We start from the raw sequence: 19,546 nt of genomic DNA on the forward strand, positions 1-19,546 counted from the left end.
GAGACGAGGCCTGATCCGATGCGCAAGTGGGTTCTACTGTGTGCGGCTGCACTGCTTTGCGCCCGCTTCGCGCATGCGAGCGAGGTCGACGACTTGATGTCCCGCTACCAGGGCGACGTCCCGGGTGCGTCCTTGCTGGTGATCAAGGACGGCAAACCCCTGGTCAGCCGCGGCTACGGATGGGCAAACCTCGAAACACACGAAGCCGCCACGCCCGCCAGCAACTACCGGCTCGCCTCGGTCAGCAAGCAATTCACCGCGGCGGCCATCCTGCTCCTGGCCGAACGCGGCAAACTCAGCCTGGACGATCATGTTCGCCACTGGCTGCCGGAACTCCCTGCCGCGCACGAGCAGATCACGCTCCGGCAACTGCTCAGCCACGCTGGTGGCCTGATCGACTATGAAGACCTGATGCCCGCCAACGCCACCGCACAGATCAGCGATGCCGACGTGCTGCGCATGCTTGCCGCCGAACCGCGCAGCTATTTTCCGCCGGGCACCGCGTATCGCTACAGCAATGGCGGCTACGTGTTGCTGGGCTTGGTCGTGGAACGCGCATCAGGACAACCGTTACCCGATTTCCTCGCGCAGAACATCTTCCAGCCGCTGGGCATGAGGCACACCTTGCTCTATGTGCGCGGCGGCCCTGAAGTGGCGCATCGCGCCTACGGCTACAGCGAGGAGAACGGGCACTGGTCGCGGACCGACCAGAGCCCCACCAGCGCGACACGCGGCGATGGCGGCATCTACTCGTCGATCGACGATCTCGCGCGCTGGGATGCGGCGCTCTACGATCATCGCCTGCTGTCCGATGGGTCGCGCCGCATCGCCTTCAGTGCGCAGAACAAGGTGAGCGACGAAGCCGACGTCGACAGCTACGGCTACGGCTGGCGCATCCACGGCGACGTGCTATGGCATTCGGGCGAGAGCATGGGCTTTCGCAACGTGATCATCCGCTGGCCGAAGCAGCACCTGACGGTGATCCTGCTGAGCAACCGCAACGATCCTGAGCCCTATCGCACCGCGCTGGCGATCGGCCAGCCGTTCCTGCCGCGTTGAATCAGGGAGTGCTGCGCCACGGGCGATAGCCGGGCAAGCGATGCGTGTCCTGGCGCGCCATCATCACGCGGGTGCCGCTGCCGCCGCGCGTGGCTTCGCGTTCGGCCAGCAGCGTGGCCAATTCCAGCGCATTGACCAGCACGCAACGCCGACCGACGGGCGAGCCGTCGCGCAACACGCGCCAGCCTTCGCCCTGTTGGCGCGAGACCAGGTATTCGATGATGGGGGCGTCCATGAAGAAACTCCGTGCCAGGCTTGCGCCTGCACTGTGGGTCGGGGTTTCTAGACGTTAGCCAGCGCGCACCGGGGAAAACATCGGAATAATCCGAAAAGGCCAGGGAGCCGGACAGAACCCGGCTCCCTCACGCAGTTGCCGCTCAGTTGGCGGCGATCCCGGCCTGCTGCAGCGGCACGCAGGCATCGCCGGCGCACTCGATCTGCACATCGGTGGATGCCGGGCACTGCGAACGGAACATCGCCCTGTTGCCATCGACCATCACCACGTGGATGGCTCGATCGCACTGGCGAGAGGCCGCCACGTTCTGCGCGGCGTTGAACATGCTCTTGCTCACGCGACCGTCCAGGCTGGCCAGGCCATCGGCCGTGGGCGTGGCGTACGTCGCGCCCGGCGTCGCGTTGACGCTCGGATAGGTCGAGGCCAGCGCATACGCCGAAGGCAATGCGATGGTGATCTTGTCCGGATAGTGATGCGCGGCGCCGTCCGCGAAATCGATGGCCAGGCCCACCACGCCGCCGATGATCAGGTTGCCCCACACCATGCCGCGGAGGCTGGAGTCATACGATTGCTGGGCAATCTGCTTGCCGTCCTTCTGGCAGGTCACGCTCAGATCGTGCGACGAGCGATGGACCACCGCCGTACCAGGCGTCGTCACGCGCACCGGGTCGGTGCCATTGCTCAGCGTGCAATCGGCATGGATGCTCTGGTTCGCCGCACGCGTATCCACCTGCACCTTCTGATAGGGGCCACCGATGATCGACGCGCACGCCGACACGCTCAAGGCACCCGCCATCACGACGGCCTTCTTCCCTAAATGCTTCATGTCATTCCCCTGACTTGGTCCCGCGCATTCCCAGACGTCCCCCCCATGGACGTCCGTAGCGCCGGTTGAAACAGGTGGCGGTAATGCGCATCGCGTTCGTATTGCACGAACGCACTGTCAGACGACAGTTCGACGCAAGACAGTCAGCCCCCGTGACTGCGTCGCGCATTTTTATCGGAGACGCTAAAAAAAAACGAGGGGTTCGATATCTAACTTATGGCCGAGGCAACGCCGGCGGAGCGAAGGCAAAAACTTGCGATGTATAGGTCTCGACGACCAGGCTGAAGGGGCGATTGGCCTGATCGAACAACAACGCACGATGCTCGAGCACATGCGGCGGCATCACCAGCGATGCGTCGCTGGCAGGCGGCAGCGTGGTCTTGCTTTCCCAGCCTTCGGGCAACGGCGACCACAGCAATTGCGCGGACAAAGTCTGCCGGCGGAAGTGCAAGGCTTGCACCACTTTGCCGAATGGCGTATCGGTGCTGTCCAATTCGCGATTCATCGCGTCGGTGAGGCGCGAGGGCACATACCAGTTGTCCGCTTCGGACAGCACGTGCTCGCCGCAGGCCAGTTGCACGCGGCGATAGCGCACGGGTTCGTCCGCACTGATCTGCAGCTGACCGCGCGCCTCCGGCGGCAGCGGCTTGTCCTGCCCCTGCACGCGCTCGGCGACGATCTTGGCGACCGGCGCGAGCTGATGCGCGGCACACCAGCGCTCCAGCGTGAGCGTGGCGCTGGGGTGACTGAGCAGCTCGGCGTTGAGCGACTGCAACAGCGCCAACGCCTCGAGTCGCGAAGTGGCATCGTCGCGCCAGACCGGCGCTGCCTGCGGTTCGCGTGCATGCAGCGGCGCCACCAGCAGGCTGCTGCCCAGACCCAGCGCACACGACCAGGCAGCTCCGCGTCGCACGCCGCGCATGCTCACAGGCCCTTGGCTGCCTGGGCCACGGCGCGGAACAGCGCACGGCCCTTGCTCATCGTTTCTTCCCACTCAGAGGCAGGATCGGAGTCGTAAACAATGCCTGCGCCAGCCTGGACGTGTAGACGTCCATCCTGGATGACGGCCGTGCGGATCGCGATGGCGGTATCCGCATCACCCCACCAGCCGATCCAGCCGATGGCGCCGGCGTAGATGTTGCGCTTGTACGGTTCCAGCTCCTGGATGATTTCCAGTGCGCGGATCTTGGGTGCGCCGCTGAGCGTGCCGGCCGGGAAGGTCGCCTTCAGCACATCCATGTAACCCACCTCGGGGCGCACGCTGCCCTGCACCTGCGAGACGATGTGCATGACATGCGAGTAGCGCTCGACCACGAACGACTCGCTCACTTCCACGCTGCCGGTTTCGCTGATGCGGCCGATGTCATTGCGGCCCAGGTCGATCAGCATCACGTGTTCGGCGCGTTCTTTCGGATCGGCCAGCAGTTCGGCCTCGAGTGCCTGGTCTTCTTCCTCGGTGGCGCCGCGCTTGCGCGTGCCGGCGAGCGGACGCACCACCACCTTGCCGTCTTTGAGACGGGCCAGGATTTCCGGCGAGGAACCGACGATCTGCGTGTTGCCCAGGTCGACGAAGTACATGTACGGCGAGGGATTGAGCGCGCGCAGTGCGCGATACACATCCACCGGCCGTGCGTTGAAACCCACGCTCAGGCGCTGCGAAGGCACGACCTGGAAGATGTCGCCGGCGCGGATGTATTCCTTGGCGCGTTCCACCATCGCCTCGAATTCCTCCTTGGTGAAGGAGGATTTGAAGTCGCCTTCGTCCAGCGCCGTGCTCTGGTTGAGCTGCGGATACGACACGCCGCTCTGGCGCAGGCGATAAACCAGCGCATCGAGCCGGCGCTGTGCCGCTGCGTACGCATGCGGCTGCGACGGATCGGCATGCACGATCAGGTACAGGCGGCCCTTGAGGTTGTCGAACACCGCGACTTCTTCGGCCAGCATCAGCAGCACGTCGGGCGTGCCCAGTTCGTCCGGACGATCCCACTGCGCCAGGCGCGGCTCGATATAGCCGATCGTCTCGAAACCGAAGTAACCCACAAGGCCGCCGCTGAACGCAGGCAGCTGCGGCAGGCGCGGCACGTCGTACTGCTTGCGCAGGGTTTCGATCTCGCCCAGCGGGTCGGCGACGTGGCGGCGTTCGGTCACTTCACCGGCGTCCTCCACTTCCAGCTCGTGGCCGCGGAAGCGGTACACGCGCCTGGCGGGCAGTCCGATGATGGAATAGCGCCCCCAGGTGGCGCCGCCCTCGACCGATTCGAACAGGAAGGTATACGGGCCATCGGCCAGCTTCAGGTACACCGACAGCGGCGTGTCGAGGTCGGAAAACACCTCGCGCACCAGCGGGATACGGGTATGACCGAGCGCTGCCAGCGCGTCGAAATCGTCTCGGGAAATCACGTGGGGATCCGGATGGCCAAGCTTGAACGGGCATTGTAGGGGCAGCGAGGCAGGGAACCGAAGCCTCCGCTGTCGATCTGCCGGCTGTTTGGGCCTCGCGCCGCTTGTTCAGCCGCGCCAGCACGCCTAACCTTGGGTTATCGGTGCACAGGGCTGCATCCGCAGGGGAAATCGATGGGTATGGACCACCGTTGCCTGGTACTTTCCGGTCGCCTGCTCGATGGGCAGGACCCGACCGCCGTGCACGAACGCATGGCTGCTGCCTTCGGCATGGAGATGGCGGGCTTCCGCGAACGCGTTTTCTCGCGGGCGCCGTTGATCATCCGTCGCGGCCTGGAGGCCGATGCTGCCGAGGCGCAGGCGGCGCAACTGCGCAGCATGGGCGTGGAAGCGGATGTCTGGCCCGACGGCGAACGGCTCATCTGGCTGCGCCGCGACCAGCAGGTGCGCGGCCCGCTGCCCGAGGCGGCGCTGGCCCGCTATGCGCAAGAGGGCGACCAGTGGTGCCACGACGGCGGACAGAGCTGGTTCCCCTGGACACCTGCATCGACCAGCGCGGAGCCGCCACCGCTGCCCGCGCAGGAAGCTGCGACCGAGGCCGATGTGCCGCCGGCGACCGAGCCCTTGAGCGAGCCGCTGCTGCTGGATGCCGAGCACGGCTACGCCCCGCCGGAACCTCCGCCGCTGCCCGCCTCCACCGCGCCGCCTCCGCTGCGCAAGGCGTTTTCCACCGCCGCCGTGTTTGCCGCCTTGTTCGCGGTGCTGGCATTGCTGTGGTACCCGCTTTCACCGGTCGCGCTGTTGCTGGCGCTTTGCACGCTGGCCTATCTGTTCCAGCGCCCCTTGCTGCGCGGGCGCGCGGTGGCGGTCGTTGCCGTGCTGATCAGTGTCGGCGCACTCGCGCTGTGGATGCACAAGCCGGCGGCCACTTTGGCGGCGCAGCCGTATGTGCCGAGACCGCTGGAGCCTTTGTCGAAAAGCGCGCCGGCCACCGTGGCCAGCAATCAATGCATGGCCAAGACCGCCGCACCGAAGAACGACGAAGACCGCTTCCTGCTCACCGGCCAACGCCTGCTGACCGGCCGCGCCCAGCGCAAGGGCGACACCTATGTGGCAGAAGCCGCCGTCTCGGTCGACGAGCAGTGCCAGCCCAACGCATTGCAGCTCTATGTCTTCCACAACGGCGTGTTCATCGGCACGGCCTTGGATACAGCGACCCGTTTGGCCAATACCAAGCTGACCGATTTCGACCTGGTCGATGACCAGCACCTGCGCGTCACCCTGGCCGAGTGCACCGATAAGCCGGCCAGCTGCGCGGCCACCACGGTGCGGCAGATCGCGGTGATGCCGGGTGGTGGTGGGTGGACGTTGGGGGAGATGAAGTAACGCGATGCCGTTGGCGGATCCCTCACCCTCTGTGGGAGCGCACCCTGTGCGCGACGGCCACCGACAGAGCGTCGCGCACAGGGTGCGCTCCCACAGGGGTAATCGCCTCAGGTCACAACCTCTGCCGCGGCATCCCATGCAGCTGCAGCGTAAACGCCACGCCGCTGCCGTCGTCCAGGTTGCGTGCCGATGCCACGCCGCCGTGGCGTTCGGCGACCAGGCGCACCACGTAGAGGCCCAGGCCCAGGTGCGGCGCATCGCCAGGCGTGGCCTTGTCGCGCAGACTCACCAGTGAATCGAACAAGCGCCCCTGCATCGCTGCCGGCAGTGGCGGACCTTGATTGGCCAGCTCGATCTCGGCGCCCTCGTGGGTGGCGCGCAGTGTCAGGCGCAGCCAACCATCCTCCGGCGTAAACGACAACGCGTTGTCGAACAATTTGTCCAAGGCCTGCGCGATCAATTCCGGCGCGCAATGCATGGACAAGGGTTCCTGCGGCAACACCGCCTGCATGCGGCGCGTGCCGGCCAGGGGCCGATAAGCCTCGCTGCAGCCGCGCACGACTTCGACCAGGTCCACGTCTTCGGGTTCGGCCGCGGCGATGGAGCGCTCCATCCGGCTGGCTTCGCTCATCGCGCGCACCAGCATGCCCAGGCGGGCCACGCCGTCGCGGGCGCGCTGAAGATACGGCGCCGCGTCCGGCGGCATCGCGTGTTCGGCCTGCAAGGCGTGCTCGAGGTTGTCCAGCGAGGACTTCACGATCGCCAGCGGCGTATTCAATTCGTGGGACAGTTTGGAAGCGAGCGTGCGCAGGTAATCGGTGTAACCACCCACCACCTCGAACAGGCGCTCGAAGCTGCGCGCCAGGTCGCCGATCTCGTCTTCTGATGAGGTCATCGGGAAGGGGCCGTCCAGACGTCCATCGTTCAACTGCGCGCGTTCGGCAGCGTCACGCAGGCGGCCAAGACGAATGCTCAGGCGCGTGGCGAAGATCAGCAGGATGGCGCCGGCCACCAGCAACACGCCGAAGCTGGTCAGCAGCAGGCCCAGCAGGGCGCGATTGGCCAGCAAGGGCACCGCGCGGCTGGCCTGCTCCAGCAGCAGCACGCCGCGTACCTGGCCGTCGCGTTCGATCGGCACCGCCGCCGCCAGCACCACGCTGCCGCGCGCTTCGCCTTGTCGCCACAACGTCGCCGGCTTGCCTGCACTCGCCTCGCGTACCTCGCTCACGTCCAGACGCGGCACGTCCTGCGTCCACAACTCCGCGTCGTCGACCTGATTGGCGAGCAGGGAGCGATAGACCAGCGAGGCGAACCAGCCCGGCTGATCGCCCGGCGCCGACGCTGGCGTGGCGAGGCGTCCGGTCTGCGCGAGCAGCCAGCCCTGCGGCGCAAGCACGCGCGCCTGCACGCCATCGAGCGCCAGAAGGCCCAGTTCCTTCGATAGCGCACTGGAATAAGTCACCAGGGGCCTGCTCTGCACCGCCGTGGGATCGCCGCCGGTCGCCGGATCGAACACGGCCACGCCCAGCGCATCCAGCCCGGGACTGCGCGGCACGCGCAGTTCCACCCGATAACCGCCGCCGTCTTCCTGCCATTGCGCGGTGATGCGCGTGGGCAGGCCATCGACCGGCGGGTCGAGCGGACGCGCCGTCAGCTGTCCCGGCGCCGCGCTGGCCAGCAGGTAGCGTCGCTCTTGATCGCCCTTGCCCAGGCTGAGCACCAGATGATCAGCGCGCAAGGCGGTGGAATCGTCCGCATCGGCGCGCGTGCGCAGTGCACCGCGCACATCGGCATACAGGTAAAGCCAGTCGGCATCCTCGGCCAGCAGCAGCTTGCCGCGCTTGTCCAGCGGCTGGCTCCACGGCGTCAGCGGCGCCCAGTCATCGCCGTAGCCATCGATGGTGATGGGATTGCTCGCGTCCTGCACGTACCAGACGGGCCCCACCGGCGGCAGCGGCGCATCGGTGACGACCAGGCTGCGCGCCATGGCACGCGCCGATGCGGTGAGCGCCTGCGCCTGCCCCTCGCGCAACAGCGTTTCCATCTGGCGCACGTACAGCCAGCCGGCCACCGGCAGGGCCAGCGTGCACAGGGCGACCAGCAGCAGTTTGTGGCGGAGGTTCATGGCGCGACGATACTGAAAACGCCGCTCAATGCTGCGTCTTGGCAGCGCCCTGCCCGGCCGACGCTTGCTTGATGTATTGCGACTGCTCGGCCACGCGGCGGAACAAGGCAAGCAGGTCGGCCTTCTGCGCGTCGTCGTGCGCCAGCGTCATCGACCAGCTGAAGCGGATGCCGCTGGCCAGGCCGGGATCGCAGAAAACCACTGCATCGTCCTTGTGGTCGCTGCCTTCGAACAGCACGCCGCGGCAGTTCACCGTCTTGTTGTCGACGGTGAACACGTTCGCCTTGCCGGCCGGATCGCGGTCCAGATAGTGGTGCCTGTCGTCCTGCAACTCGGCTTCGAGCGAAGAGAGCTTGGCGTTCCACACATTGAGCACCATCACGCGCTCGGGCTCGCCGGTCCATTCGCCCTTGTACATCACCAGGTTCATGCCGATCGCCTTGGCGTACATGCAGCAGTCCTGCGTCCAGCCATCGGGCGTGGGCGCCCGCAGGGTCCACGCCGGAACATCCCGATCCGCGGCACCCGAGACGGTCGCTTCCTTGTCTGCAGGCGCGGCCTGCGCAACGGATACCAGCAGCAACAGCACCAGCCCCCAACACCAACGCTTCATCACGGCTTCCATCGATAACCCACGCCATGCACCGTTTCGATGGCGTCGAACTCCGGCGCCACGGCGATGAACTTCTTGCGGATGCGCTTGATGTGCGAAGTGATGGTGGCGTCGTCCACCACCAGTTCGGCTTCGCGCATCAGCTGGTCGCGGTTCTTCACATGGCCGGGGAAACGCACCAGCGTGTGCACCATCCAGAACTCGGTGACGGTGAGCGGGATTTCTTCGTGGTTCCAGGTGATGCGCATGCGCTCGGATTCGAGCTTGAGCGGGCCGTGCTCGATCACCGTCTCGCTGCTGGCCGGCACCTTCAGCGATTCGATGCGGCGGAACAGCGCCGCGATGCGCGCCGCCAGCTGGTGCAGGCTGGTGTCCTTGCTCAGATAGTCGTCCGCACCCAGGCGCAGGCCGGAGATCACGTCGAAATCCGAATCGCGCGCGGTGAGGAAGATGATCGGCAGGGTGGCCGACTTGGCGCGCAGCTCGCGGCACAGGTCAAAGCCGCCCTCGGGCTCGTCGCCCAGGCCGATATCGATGATGACCAGCTCGGGCAGGCGCATCGCGAACGCGCTGGAGGCTTCCTGCCGCGAGCCGTAGCCGCGCGTCTCATAGCCGAAGCGGTTGAGCGCTTCGACGTAATTCGCGCGGATCAGCGGCTCGTCTTCGACGATGGCGATACTGCGGCCCATGCTTCACTCCTGAGGATGCCCTGGCAACGCCGCGCAGCGTGAAGCCTGGGCCCATGCCGCGCAAGCCATCGCCCCGCAATGCCCGCGTTTCGCCATGTTGGGCCGGCTGGCCGCCATAGAAGACGCGACGGGCGTCACGCTCGGGCATGGCCGCCCGAGGCCGGGCCGATCTTGCCCGCGTTTTGCCATATCCGGGTCCCGCCCTATGCCTTTGCCGGTCGCTCAATGGGCTCGTCCTTGCAGGAGTCCCGTGATGCGTCCCACCGATCAAGCCAACGTCGACCCGAACGCGGAATTGCGCGGCTTTGAACCGCTTCGCGTGGTCTTGGCGCTCGGTGGACTATTACTGGGCCTGGTCATGAGCCTGCACTGAGGAGACCCGCTATGAGCAGCGACTTCGACCTGAACGACCCCTTCTTTGCCTTACCCGTGGAAGCTATGGAAGCGGCTGGCGCGCACGGAAGCGCGCCGGCCGCCGGGGCAGACGAGCCCGACCCAGATTGGCAACCCATGTAACTACCGTGTTCCCATCCTAGGCACGTTCCTTCCCCGCCCAACGGCGGGGATTTTTTTCTAGCGTTAACAAAGCGCTATCGAAAGATGATGACGTCTCGACGGGAACCAAATCGCAAAATCCCGGTCAGAAGTTCTGACGGTCGCGGATTCTTGCCGTGGATCAGCGGCCGTTGTGTGGTCTCCTCACACGTCGTTCCGACGAAACTTCTCCCGGCGCGAACAGCGCCGGGATTTTTCTGTCCGGAACCGCTGATCAGCCGCGCACGGCGGCCAGCTGCTGATGCATGGCCGCGATCACGGCCTGATAGTCGGGCGCGTTGAAGATGGCCGAGCCGGCCACGAAGGTATCCGCGCCCGCCGCCGAAATCTCGCCGATATTGGCCGCCGTCACGCCGCCATCGATCTCCAGGCGGATCGGCCGGCCGCTTTCATCGATGCGACGACGCACCTCGCGCAGCTTGTCCAGCGCGGAGGGGATGAATTTCTGCCCGCCAAAGCCCGGGTTCACCGACATCAGCAGGATCAGGTCGACTTTGTCCATCACGTAGTCGAGCCAGTCCAGCGAGGTGGCGGGATTGAACACCAGTCCCGCCTGGCAGCCGGAATCCTTGATCAGGCCCAGCGTGCGGTCGACGTGTTCGCTCGCTTCCGGGTGGAAGCTGATCACGCTGGCGCCCGCCTTGGCGAAGTCCGGCACGATGCGGTCGACCGGCTTGACCATCAGGTGCACGTCGATCGGCGCGGTGATGCCGTAATCGCGCAGCGCCTTGAGCACCATCGGGCCCATGGTGAGATTGGGCACGTAGTGGTTGTCCATCACGTCGAAGTGCACCCAGTCCGCGCCGGCGGTGAGCGCCTTGGCGGTGTCCTCGCCCAGCCGGGCAAAGTCGGCGGAGAGGATGGACGGGGCGATGACGTTGGTTTGCTTGCTCATGATTCGATTCCTGTAGGAGCGCACCCTGTGCGCGACCCGCCGGTGACGTGATGGTCTGCGGTCGCGCACAGGGTGCGCTCCTACAGGTCACGGCTTAGTTTATTTGAAGCCGCGCTCGGCCTTGATCCGCTCGTAGGCAGCATTGATCTCGCTGGCGCGCGATTCGGCCTGCTTGCGCATGGCCTCGGGCAGGTCGCCCAGGCGATCGGGGTGGTGTTCGGAAATCAGCTTGCGATAGGCGCGCTTGACGCTGCGATCGTCGACGTCGCGCGCGATGCCGAGCACGGTGTACGGATCGGGGCCGTTGGTATTGCGCTGGGGCGGCACGTAGCCGCCGTTGCCGCGCTGACCATAGCCACGCGAACCGCCGCCCGTGGCGTTCCAGGCGTAGCCCTTCATCGCCATCAGCGCCATCAGTTCCATGTCGCTCACGCGCAGCGCGAAGGCCAGCTGGCGCAGGATGGCCATTTTTTCCGGCGGCGGATTGCCTTCGGCGATCACCGTCTCGATCACCACGTCCAGCACCGGGAAGGCGTGGTCGCGGCGCAGGCCCACCCAGCGGCGCAGTTCCTCGATCGCCGGGGTCACGTTGAACTCCGGCTGCTTGCCGGCGTTGAACGCGGTGACGGCCTGCTTGCGCGCCTCCTGCTCAAGGCCCATGCGCTGCATCAGGCGCTCGGCGATGGCGATTTCCGCCTCCGACACACGGCCATCGGATTTGGCCACCGCGCCCAGCAAGGCAAATAGCGGGCTGATGTAACCGCCGGCCTGGGGCGTGGCGCGACGGCGCTGGCCCTGGCGCAGGCTGTCGATGATGAAACCGGTGATGCCGCCCACCACAGCGCCGGGCAGCCCGTGGCCGAAGATCAGTCCGAAGAGGGCGAGCCAGATGGTCCAGGTGAAATTCATGGGTTGCCTTGGGTGGGCGACGGCGTTTGCGCGCTATACCAGCGCGCCAGTTCATCAAGGTCGGCATCGCTCATGGGGCCGATCGCCGCCCGCATCAACGGCACGTTGCGACGACCGTCGCGGTATTGCTTGAGTGCTTCGCGCAGGTAATCGAGTTTCTGCCCGGCGAGATTGGGCGCGCCTGGAATCTGCGCCATGCCGGTTTCGCCATGGCAGGCGGCGCACAAGCCCAGGCGCGCCGGCTTGGTCGGCGTGGCGGCCTGCACCGAAGCCACGGCCATCCACGCCAACAGGGCGAGCGGCAGGCGCCGGAACAGGCGGCGGCGGTGGCTGGGCGGCTGGACCATGACAAAGACCCGGGCTCAAAAAGCGCCCAGTCTAGCAGCCGCCCCTAGGCCTGCCGGGAGGGGCCTGACGTCGCAACACCTCCCTCCCAGGCGCCACCCGGTAGAATGGCGGGCTTGATCGCGACCCGTTGGGGTCGCACCGCCGATTTTCCGGCCTGCCCCGCCAGGTCGGCCTTCCAGGAGCGAACGACGTGCCCACCACCCTGCTGCAATCGAATCTTCCGGGCCTTGAGCTGATCCATCGCGGCAAGGTGCGCGACGTCTATGCGCTGCCTGGGAACCGGTTGCTGATCGTGGCGAGCGACCGCCTGTCGGCGTTCGACGTGGTGCTGCCCGATCCGATTCCGGGCAAGGGCGAAATGCTCACGCAGATTTCGAACTTCTGGTTCGCCAAGACCGCGCACCTGGTGCCCAACCACCTGCTCGACGTGCCGCTGGCCGAGGTGCTGCCCGCCGGCACCGACCTGAAGCTGTACGAGAAGCGCGCCGTGGTCACGCGCCGCCTGAAGCCGGTGCCGGTGGAAGCGATCGCCCGCGGCTACATCATCGGCTCGGGCTGGAAGGACTACCAGGCCACCGGCTCGCTGTGCGGCATCAAGCTGCCGGCCGGGCTCAAGCAGGCGCAGCAGCTGCCGGAGCCGATCTTCACCCCGTCGACCAAGGCCGCCGTGGGCGACCACGATGAAAACGTGAGCTTCGACGCGGTAGTGGCCGCCGTCGGCCCCGTGCTGGCCGAACAGGTGCGCGAGGCGACCCTCTCCATCTACAAGTGGGCCGCGGCGTATGCGGCCGAGCGCGGCATCATCATTGCCGACACCAAGTTCGAATTCGGCACTGACGAGAGCGGCAAGCTCTACGTGATGGACGAAATGCTCACGCCCGATTCCTCGCGCTTCTGGCCGGCCGAGTCCTATCAGGTCGGCATCAGCCCGCCCAGCTACGACAAGCAGTTCGTGCGCGACTATCTGGAGACGCTGGACTGGAACAAGACCGCGCCCGGCCCGAACGTGCCCGCCGATGTCATCGCCGCCACCTCGGCCAAGTACGCCGAAGCGCTGCAGCGCCTGGCCAATATCAGCGTCGATTGATCGCACGGGATGGATTGCGCGCTTGGGCGTGCTAGCGTTCGTGGACAGCGGGACATGGGCCAGGGGAGCGCGAGCGTGGCCGGTGTCCCATCTCTTTTCATGAGCGGGGGGCTCAACGATGGCAGCAACCGATTCGACGCAAGGCATGCAAAGCTGGCTTGACAGCTACAGCAGCGATCATCAAAACCCGACCAACCGCTTGCTGCACTGGATCTGCGTGCCGCTGATTCTGTGGTGCGCGATCGCCATGATGTGGACCATCCCGGTGCCGCCGATGATCGGGCGGCCTGGTTTCTGGGCCGTGCTTGCCCTGGTACTGGCGTTCACCTGGTACTGGAGGAAGTCCCGCCGCCTCGCGGCCGCCTTGTTCGTGGTGCTGGTGCTGCTGTGCCTGTTCACCGAGTTTGCTTACCGCACACTGGGCGCGCACAACTTGCTGCTCACAGGTATCGGCGTGTTCGTGGTGGCGTGGATCGGGCAGTTCATCGGCCATGCGATCGAAGGCCGCCGGCCGAGCTTCTTCACCGACCTGGCGTATCTGCTGGTGGGGCCGGCATGGTTGATGGACAAGCTGTTGCGGCGCGTGGGTATCTGACGCGCCTACCCCATCCGTCATTCCGGCGCAGGCCGGAATGACGCGCTCTAAAGCGCACCGCTGAGCAACTAACTCACGTGCGCCAGAATGACGAACCAAGCAACAGGAAAGCGGCATGACCACCCTCCTCACCCTGATCAGCACGCTCCTCTGGTGGGTGCTCTACAGCAGCATCGGCGCGTTGTTTTTCGCGCTACTCGCCTGGTCGGTGCTGCGTTGGGCGGAACGTTGCCCGGTGGTGTTCAACCGCACGTATCTGGCGTGCCTGGTGTGGACTCTGATCGGCCTGTTGATCGTCGCTGCCGTCGCCGTGCACGAGGGCCATACCAAACCGCCCTACGCACTGCTGCTCGCCTCGCCACTGCTGCGCAGCGCGCTGGTGGTGGACATGCTCGTCGGCGTGTTCGTGCTGTGGCGACTGATACCGCGTATCGATGCGCATCGCATCCGTCCGGCCAGTGCGTGCATGGCGGTGGCGGTGATGATGGCCGTGGCGTTTGGGGCGGCGACCAGCCTGGCCTGATCGCGCCTGATCCCTTCATTCTCTTGTAGGAGCGCACCCTGTGCGCGACCGCGGAGCTAGGTAGTTCCTCGCGATCTGGGTTCGCGCACAGGGTGCGCTCCTACAAGGGTATCGCCGCTGGTCAGTAACCCGTCTTGCGATTCGCCGCGCGCACCGCTTCGATGAAATGCGTGAACGGCCGATCGGTGATCGCCACCAGGCCGATATGCGCATTCTCGCCATCGAGCACGCGGCCAGTGACCGGTTGGTCGACGTATTGGAACCAGTGCACACCCACGATGGCCGGATTGGCCACCGCGTCGGCGACATAGTGCGCATACGCTTCGCCGCGCTGCTGCTCGTTCCATACCGGCACCACGCCCTTGCCGAACGGGCCGCGGTCGTCGGAGCCGAAATGGAATTCGGTGATCAAGGCCGGCTTGTCGAGCTTGGCGAACGCCGCTGCGTCAAACGCATGCTCCGGCACATCGGCATAGCCGTTGAAACTCACCACGTCGCAGAACTGCGCGCATGAGGCCACCGCTTCGGGCGTGTGCACCGCGAATCGTCCGCCGAGAAACAGGTGATGCGGATCGTGCTTGTGGATGGCCTGCGCGACGGTGCGGAAATACTGATCCGCGTACGTGCGCAGCCATGCGCTGTAATCGTCGGCAATGGCCGCGTGTGTCTCGTCCGGATTGGGCGCGGCGAAGTTGGTGGCATTGAGCGCATCCCACGAATCGAGCGAGATGCCCCATGCCGTCGCCAGTTTCGCGGGCGTGCTGTACTTCTTTTTCAACTCGGCGATGAAGGCCTGCTTTGCCGGGCTGCGCGCCTCGCCACGCAGCGTGCCCTGCGCCAGACCCCAACGCCCTTGCGGGCCCTGGCCGGCCCAGGCCAGTTCGTTGTCGGCGAAATAGCCCAGCATCCAGGGATCGTCGCGCACTTCCTTCGCCGCCTGTGCCGCGGCGGCATCGGCCGCCTGCGCAAAGCGCGGGTCGAACGGATCGGGCATGCGGCCCCAGTAGTCGTAGCCGCTGGAGACGTTGCCGAACACGCTGGCGATGTTCACCGAACGCGTATACGCCATGCGATGCATCTGGCTCAGCGCGTCGTCGCTCCAGTTGCCCAGGGTATTGAAGCCCCAGTTGTCCAGGCGCTCGATGGTGCGCGTGCGCCACGCCTGTCGCCAATGCCGGCCATCGGCCAGGAACAGGTTGGCGGAGTAGTAGTCGAACCACTTGCCATGGTGATAGCCGATGCCGGCCGATGCGGCCTGGTCGCCAGCGGTCTTGCCGGTGGTGCCGTAGAACGGCGCCCAGCGACCGCTGTCGCGCGGCAGATCCTTGAACATGAATTCGCGGCCTTCGACGATCGTGCGGCCGCCGTCGTCATCGACCACGTTCACGCCCAGCGAGAAGAACGCGTGCCCGTCCGGCGTCACCAGCTGCCAGCGGCCATCGTGCTGCTCGGTGCGGAACCAGCCGGTGGCCTTGAATGCGGGCAGATCCGTGCGGCCGCCATAGCGGTCGAAGCCCTTGCGTGGCGCCGGCGCATCGACCGGCGCGCCCGGCTTGCTCTTGGGTCGACCACCGCGCAGCACCTCGTCGGTATCGACCTTGCCCGGCCACTGGCCGCGCGTGTACTGGCCCCACGCATCGACGATGCCGGTATAGGCGTCGCGCAGATCATGGTCGCCGAGCGAGGTCTCGATCTTGCCGAACAACAGCGTCTGCGCCGCCGTGGGTGCAGGCGTGCCCAGGCGCACGGCTTTCACATGAGCGAGGTCCAGCTTGCCTTCGACCGTGGTCGCCACGAACACGCGCTTGCCGCCGGCCATATAAGGCATCGGCGGACCGACCTGCATGCCCATCGCACGCGGCGAGGTGGCGTGCAGAGGGATGACCAGCGTCTGCGGCGGACCGGCGGGTATGCCGACGGTGGCATGCAGATGATCGCCTGGCTTGGCGCCATCGATGTCGACCGTGAGCGTCACCGCCCACGACATCGCGTTCTGCATGTCCACGCGCAGCGAGCCTTCCTTGGACCAGTCGCCCTTGTCCAGCATCACCGTGACCTGCGGTTGCGCCGCGGGCTGGAACACATAGCGCTGCAGGGACATGCCCTGCACCGTGACCGGCTTGCCGTCGAGCACGACGTGGTCGAGCGTGGTCTGCGGCGACGGCGGCGCTGGCGCGGCTAACGGTGCAGCGGGAGCGCTCGCCGCTGGAGCAGGCTTCGCGGACGCGTGACTGAGATCGGCCCGGTCGGTATCGCTTGCCTTGTGGCAACCCGCAAGAACCGGCAGGCAGGCGATGGCAAGGAAGACGATCCGGTTCATCGGCGGCTCGGTGCAGGGAAATGGCGGCAGTATGCCTGCAGCGTCTGAAGGCCGCCTTGCTGGGTCGACGCATGTTTTTGCACTGGCATGTTCATGCCGCTCTCCGCTGCCATGCACGCCACGCGTAGTAGACGGGTACGCCGACCAGAATCAAGACTAGGCTCATGCGCGCATCGCCTGGCGAATGGATGGCAGTCGCCACGATCACGCCTATCACCGTGCAAACGAACAGCAGCGGCAACACGGGATACAACGGCACCCGATACGGCGACGGCTCGTTGCGGAAACGGCGGCGATACCAGAACAGCGTGGAGATGCCGAACGCATGCGACAACCACTCGCCTACCGTGGTGTAGTCGACCAGCTGGCCGAAGCTGCCGGAAACCACCAGCACGATGGCCCAGCCGCCCAGCACCGCCAGCGCCACGCGTGGCGCGTGCGAGCGCGCATGGATGCGGCCCACCGGGCCGAACAGCATGCCGTCCGCGCCCATGGTCTGCAGCACGCGTGCACCGCCCGCGATGGCGATGCTGCAATAGCCGAAGGTCGAACAGGCGATGCCGACCGCGATCAGCGTGGCGCCGCTTTCGCCAAACAAGTGGCGCATCAAGTCCGCTGCCGGCGCCTGGCTTGCCGCCAGGCCCGCATGCCCCAGTCCCGAGAGATAGGCGAAATTGACCAGCACGTAGCACACCACCACGCCGCCCAAGCCCAGGCCCAGCGCGCGCGGCAGCGTGCGTTGCGGCTCGCGGACTTCGCCGGCCAGATCGTTGAGGTAGTGGAAGCCGCCATAAGTGAACAACACCGGCAGCAAGGCACCGAGCAAGGCGCCGGGTGGCAGCGACTTGGTGGTGTCGGTGGCCAGCACGTTGCCAAACTGGCCGTGCGCCAGAATCACACCGGTGACCACCACCAGCGCGATCGCCGACAGCTTCAACAGCGTGAACACGTTCAACATGCGCGAGCCGGCGCGGATGCCGAAGAAGTTGACGCCTACGATGAACGCGATGGCGCCCGCCGCCACCGGCTTCACCCACAGCTGCGGCGAAAGCCCGACCGCGGCGCAGGTGTAGTCGGCAAACGTGGTGGCCACCGCGGCGACACTGCCGGGGTAGTTGATCAGCGCCATGGTCCAGCCGAACAGAAACGCCGGCAGCTGGCCATAGGCTTCGCGCAGATAGATGTAGACGCCGCCCGCCTGCGGCCGCCGCGCACCGAGCTCCGCGTAGCAGAGCACGCCGGCCAGCGTGAGCAGGCCGCCGATCGCCCACAGCGTGAGCAGCTGCCCGCCGGAGGAGGTGCGCTCGGCCACGGTGGAGGCGCTGCGGAAGATGCCGGCGCCAATCACGCCGCCGATGACGATGGCCGCGGCGTCCCAGGTGCCCAGGCGGCGCAGATACGCGGAAGAAGTCTCAGCGGTCATGGGGCGGCACGGCTTCCTACGCGACGGATCGAGTTCCGGACGATAGCCGACTGGCGGCGACTGTTCGACATCTCGCTGCAACATGCTGGAGGAACGCCGTTTTTTTCTCGCCGCTGGCGGGCCTTCGCCGCCACGTCACGGTCGAGTGGGCAAAGTGGGACTTTCCGTCGCTGCACGCTGGCCACACGCCCGGCCGGCACTGAGGAGGCCTCATGAGCACCGTCGCAAGCGCCGTTCGTCCCGAAGACGACAAGATCCTTGGCCCCCTGCTCGAATGCGATCGCGCCTTGCTCGCGGTGGGCAAGAAAATCCGCGTGCTCAAGGCCATCGACTGGCCGGCCTCGATGGAGGCGCCCTTCCTCGCCTCATGGGAGAAGGGCAATCCGGTGCTGCCGCAGCCGCCGGTGCGCCATCCGGACCTCAGCAGCGAAGCGGCCACGCTGAAGGCGATCATGGACAAGATCGACCGCGCGCATCCCATCGGCAACTGGCTGTTCAAGACGGCGTGGAGCTATCGCACGGCCGCGCAGATGCTGATGAACATCGGCACCGAACGCTTTACCCAGTGCTCGACCGCGCTCTACGGCCGCCCCGACGCGACGTACCGCAGCCAGACCGCCAATGCCGTCGATGCCGCGAAGGATCTGCTCGCCATCAGCGACGACCTGATCCACCGCGAGGAGATTCCGCGCGTCGCGGCCGACATCCCCGCCGAAGAATTCGCCCGGCGCCTGCGCGAACGGCTGGGCCCGTTCTTCGACAAGGACAAGGTTGACGTGGTGCTGGATCCGGATCTGCCGTCCAAGGCGACCGCCGGCAGCAAGAGCATCAACCTGCGCTCGACCGCGCTGTTTTCCGCGCTGGACCTGGAGCAGCTCACCGAACACGAAGCCTTCGTGCACACCGCCACCTCGCTCAACGGCAAACACCAGCCGTATTTCAAGTCGTTGGGACTGGGCGCGCCGCGCACCACGCGCACGCAGGAGGGCTTGGCCACCTTCTCGGAAATCATCACCGGTGCGATCGACCTGAACCGGCTGCGGCGCATCGCCTTGCGCGTGGTCGCGGTGAAGAACGCGCTGGACGGCGCCGACTTCATCGAGGTGTTCCGCGGCTTTCTCGAAGCCGGGCAGACGCCGACCGAGAGCTACCAGAGCGCCGCGCGCATCTTCCGCGGCGGCGATCCGAAGGGCCGCATCTGCTTCACCAAGGATGGCGCCTACCTGGAAGGCGTGATGATCATCTACGTGTTCATCCGCAAAGTGCTGCAGGCCGGCCATGCGGAAATGCTGCCCATGCTGTTTGCCGGCCGCGTGACCACCTCCGACGTCATCACGCTCAGTCCCTATCTGCACGACGGCCTGATCGCCCGCGCGGTCTATGTGCCGCCGTGGGCGCGCAATCCGCAACGCATCCTGTCGCTGATGGCCTTTTTCACGGCGGCGCAGCGTTTTCGTCTGGACACGTTTGATCTCAATCGCTTCGTGGAGTTTGAGGACGAGCGGATTGACGAGAGTCTGCATACCTTGTGGCAATGAGGGAACGCGAGTCGCGCACA

Annotated in this window: 18 protein-coding genes; 6 read left to right on the forward strand and 12 right to left on the reverse strand. The window is 66.1% G+C overall.

All coding sequences use genetic code 11. The annotated features are described in order from the left end of the window. The first annotated feature begins 18 nt into the window (after positions 1–18). On the forward strand, positions 19–1,059 hold the full coding sequence (locus Y882_RS14465; protein ID WP_082121127.1) for a serine hydrolase domain-containing protein: 1,041 nt from the start codon (positions 19–21) through the stop codon (positions 1,057–1,059). Between the two features lies 1 nt (position 1,060). On the opposite strand, the gene Y882_RS14470 is transcribed toward Y882_RS14465, so the two are convergent. The 4 genes from Y882_RS14470 to trpE all read right to left on the reverse strand — a co-directional run bounded on the left by Y882_RS14470 (position 1,061) and on the right by trpE (position 4,520). Then, positions 1,061–1,294, reverse strand: coding sequence for a hypothetical protein (locus Y882_RS14470; protein WP_046972648.1), 234 nt, complete (start codon positions 1,292–1,294; stop codon positions 1,061–1,063). Between the two features lie 142 nt (positions 1,295–1,436). Then, on the reverse strand, positions 1,437–2,120 hold the full coding sequence (locus Y882_RS18970) for a hypothetical protein (protein ID WP_156171487.1): 684 nt from the start codon (positions 2,118–2,120) through the stop codon (positions 1,437–1,439). Between the two features lie 214 nt (positions 2,121–2,334). After that, positions 2,335–3,042, reverse strand: coding sequence for a hypothetical protein (locus Y882_RS14480; RefSeq protein ID WP_046972649.1), 708 nt, complete (start codon positions 3,040–3,042; stop codon positions 2,335–2,337). A gap of 2 nt (positions 3,043–3,044) precedes the next feature. Beyond that, positions 3,045–4,520, reverse strand: a complete 1,476-nt coding sequence (gene trpE / locus Y882_RS14485) for an anthranilate synthase component I (protein ID WP_046972650.1) — start codon at positions 4,518–4,520, stop codon at positions 3,045–3,047. 174 nt (positions 4,521–4,694) lie between these two features. Here trpE and Y882_RS14490 point away from each other — a divergent pair, with 174 nt between their 5' ends. Further along, positions 4,695–5,906 carry a hypothetical protein gene (locus tag Y882_RS14490; RefSeq protein ID WP_156171489.1) on the forward strand — a complete coding sequence of 404 codons (1,212 nt, stop codon included), beginning with the start codon at positions 4,695–4,697 and terminating at the stop codon, positions 5,904–5,906. Between the two features lie 112 nt (positions 5,907–6,018). Here the strand turns inward: Y882_RS14490 and Y882_RS14495 are convergent, their stop codons facing one another. From Y882_RS14495 to Y882_RS14520, 6 genes are all read right to left on the reverse strand, one after another. Further along, on the reverse strand, positions 6,019–8,031 hold the full coding sequence (locus Y882_RS14495) for an ATP-binding protein (RefSeq protein ID WP_046972652.1): 2,013 nt from the start codon (positions 8,029–8,031) through the stop codon (positions 6,019–6,021). 25 nt (positions 8,032–8,056) lie between these two features. Next, positions 8,057–8,644: a hypothetical protein gene (locus Y882_RS14500; protein ID WP_046972686.1), complete on the reverse strand. Its 588-nt coding sequence runs from the start codon at positions 8,642–8,644 to the stop codon at positions 8,057–8,059. Next, complete coding sequence (gene pdsR, locus Y882_RS14505) at positions 8,644–9,333, reverse strand: proteobacterial dedicated sortase system response regulator (RefSeq protein WP_046972653.1); 690 nt, start codon at positions 9,331–9,333, stop codon at positions 8,644–8,646. The genes Y882_RS14500 and pdsR overlap by 1 nt, the downstream gene beginning before the upstream one ends. A 769-nt stretch (positions 9,334–10,102) precedes the next feature. Further along, positions 10,103–10,783: a ribulose-phosphate 3-epimerase gene (gene rpe, locus Y882_RS14510; protein ID WP_046972654.1), complete on the reverse strand. Its 681-nt coding sequence runs from the start codon at positions 10,781–10,783 to the stop codon at positions 10,103–10,105. A 99-nt stretch (positions 10,784–10,882) separates the two neighbouring features. Beyond that, positions 10,883–11,692, reverse strand: coding sequence for a co-chaperone DjlA (gene djlA / locus Y882_RS14515; RefSeq protein WP_046972655.1), 810 nt, complete (start codon positions 11,690–11,692; stop codon positions 10,883–10,885). Further along, on the reverse strand, positions 11,689–11,973 hold the full coding sequence (locus Y882_RS14520; protein WP_211259191.1) for a c-type cytochrome: 285 nt from the start codon (positions 11,971–11,973) through the stop codon (positions 11,689–11,691). Before Y882_RS14520 ends, djlA begins: the two co-directional genes overlap by 4 nt. Positions 11,974–12,230: 257 nt before the next feature. Here Y882_RS14520 and Y882_RS14525 point away from each other — a divergent pair, with 257 nt between their 5' ends. The 3 genes from Y882_RS14525 (at position 12,231) to Y882_RS14535 (ending at position 14,245) form a co-directional block, all read left to right on the forward strand. After that, positions 12,231–13,127 (forward strand): phosphoribosylaminoimidazolesuccinocarboxamide synthase, encoded by an 897-nt coding sequence (locus Y882_RS14525; RefSeq protein WP_046972657.1) that lies wholly within the window; start codon positions 12,231–12,233, stop codon positions 13,125–13,127. A gap of 145 nt (positions 13,128–13,272) precedes the next feature. Beyond that, entirely contained in the window at positions 13,273–13,722 is a 450-nt protein-coding gene (locus Y882_RS14530) for an Mpo1 family 2-hydroxy fatty acid dioxygenase (protein WP_046972687.1), read from the forward strand. A gap of 115 nt (positions 13,723–13,837) precedes the next feature. Beyond that, entirely contained in the window at positions 13,838–14,245 is a 408-nt protein-coding gene (locus tag Y882_RS14535; RefSeq protein ID WP_046972658.1) for a hypothetical protein, read from the forward strand. A 121-nt stretch (positions 14,246–14,366) separates the two neighbouring features. On the opposite strand, the gene Y882_RS14540 is transcribed toward Y882_RS14535, so the two are convergent. Next, positions 14,367–16,565: a hypothetical protein gene (locus Y882_RS14540; RefSeq protein ID WP_046972659.1), complete on the reverse strand. Its 2,199-nt coding sequence runs from the start codon at positions 16,563–16,565 to the stop codon at positions 14,367–14,369. Between the two features lie 91 nt (positions 16,566–16,656). Then, the gene (locus tag Y882_RS14545; RefSeq protein WP_046972660.1) at positions 16,657–17,988 is read right to left on the reverse strand and encodes an APC family permease; all 1,332 of its coding nucleotides are present in this window, start codon (positions 17,986–17,988) and stop codon (positions 16,657–16,659) included. Between the two features lie 212 nt (positions 17,989–18,200). On the opposite strand from Y882_RS14545, the gene Y882_RS14550 reads away from it, so the two are divergent. Further along, on the forward strand, positions 18,201–19,526 hold the full coding sequence (locus tag Y882_RS14550) for a peptidase MATCAP family protein (RefSeq protein WP_046972661.1): 1,326 nt from the start codon (positions 18,201–18,203) through the stop codon (positions 19,524–19,526). The last annotated feature ends 20 nt before the right edge of the window (positions 19,527–19,546 follow it).

Source organism: Dyella japonica DSM 16301 (genome assembly GCF_001010355.1).
GTDB lineage: Bacteria > Pseudomonadota > Gammaproteobacteria > Xanthomonadales > Rhodanobacteraceae > Dyella > Dyella japonica.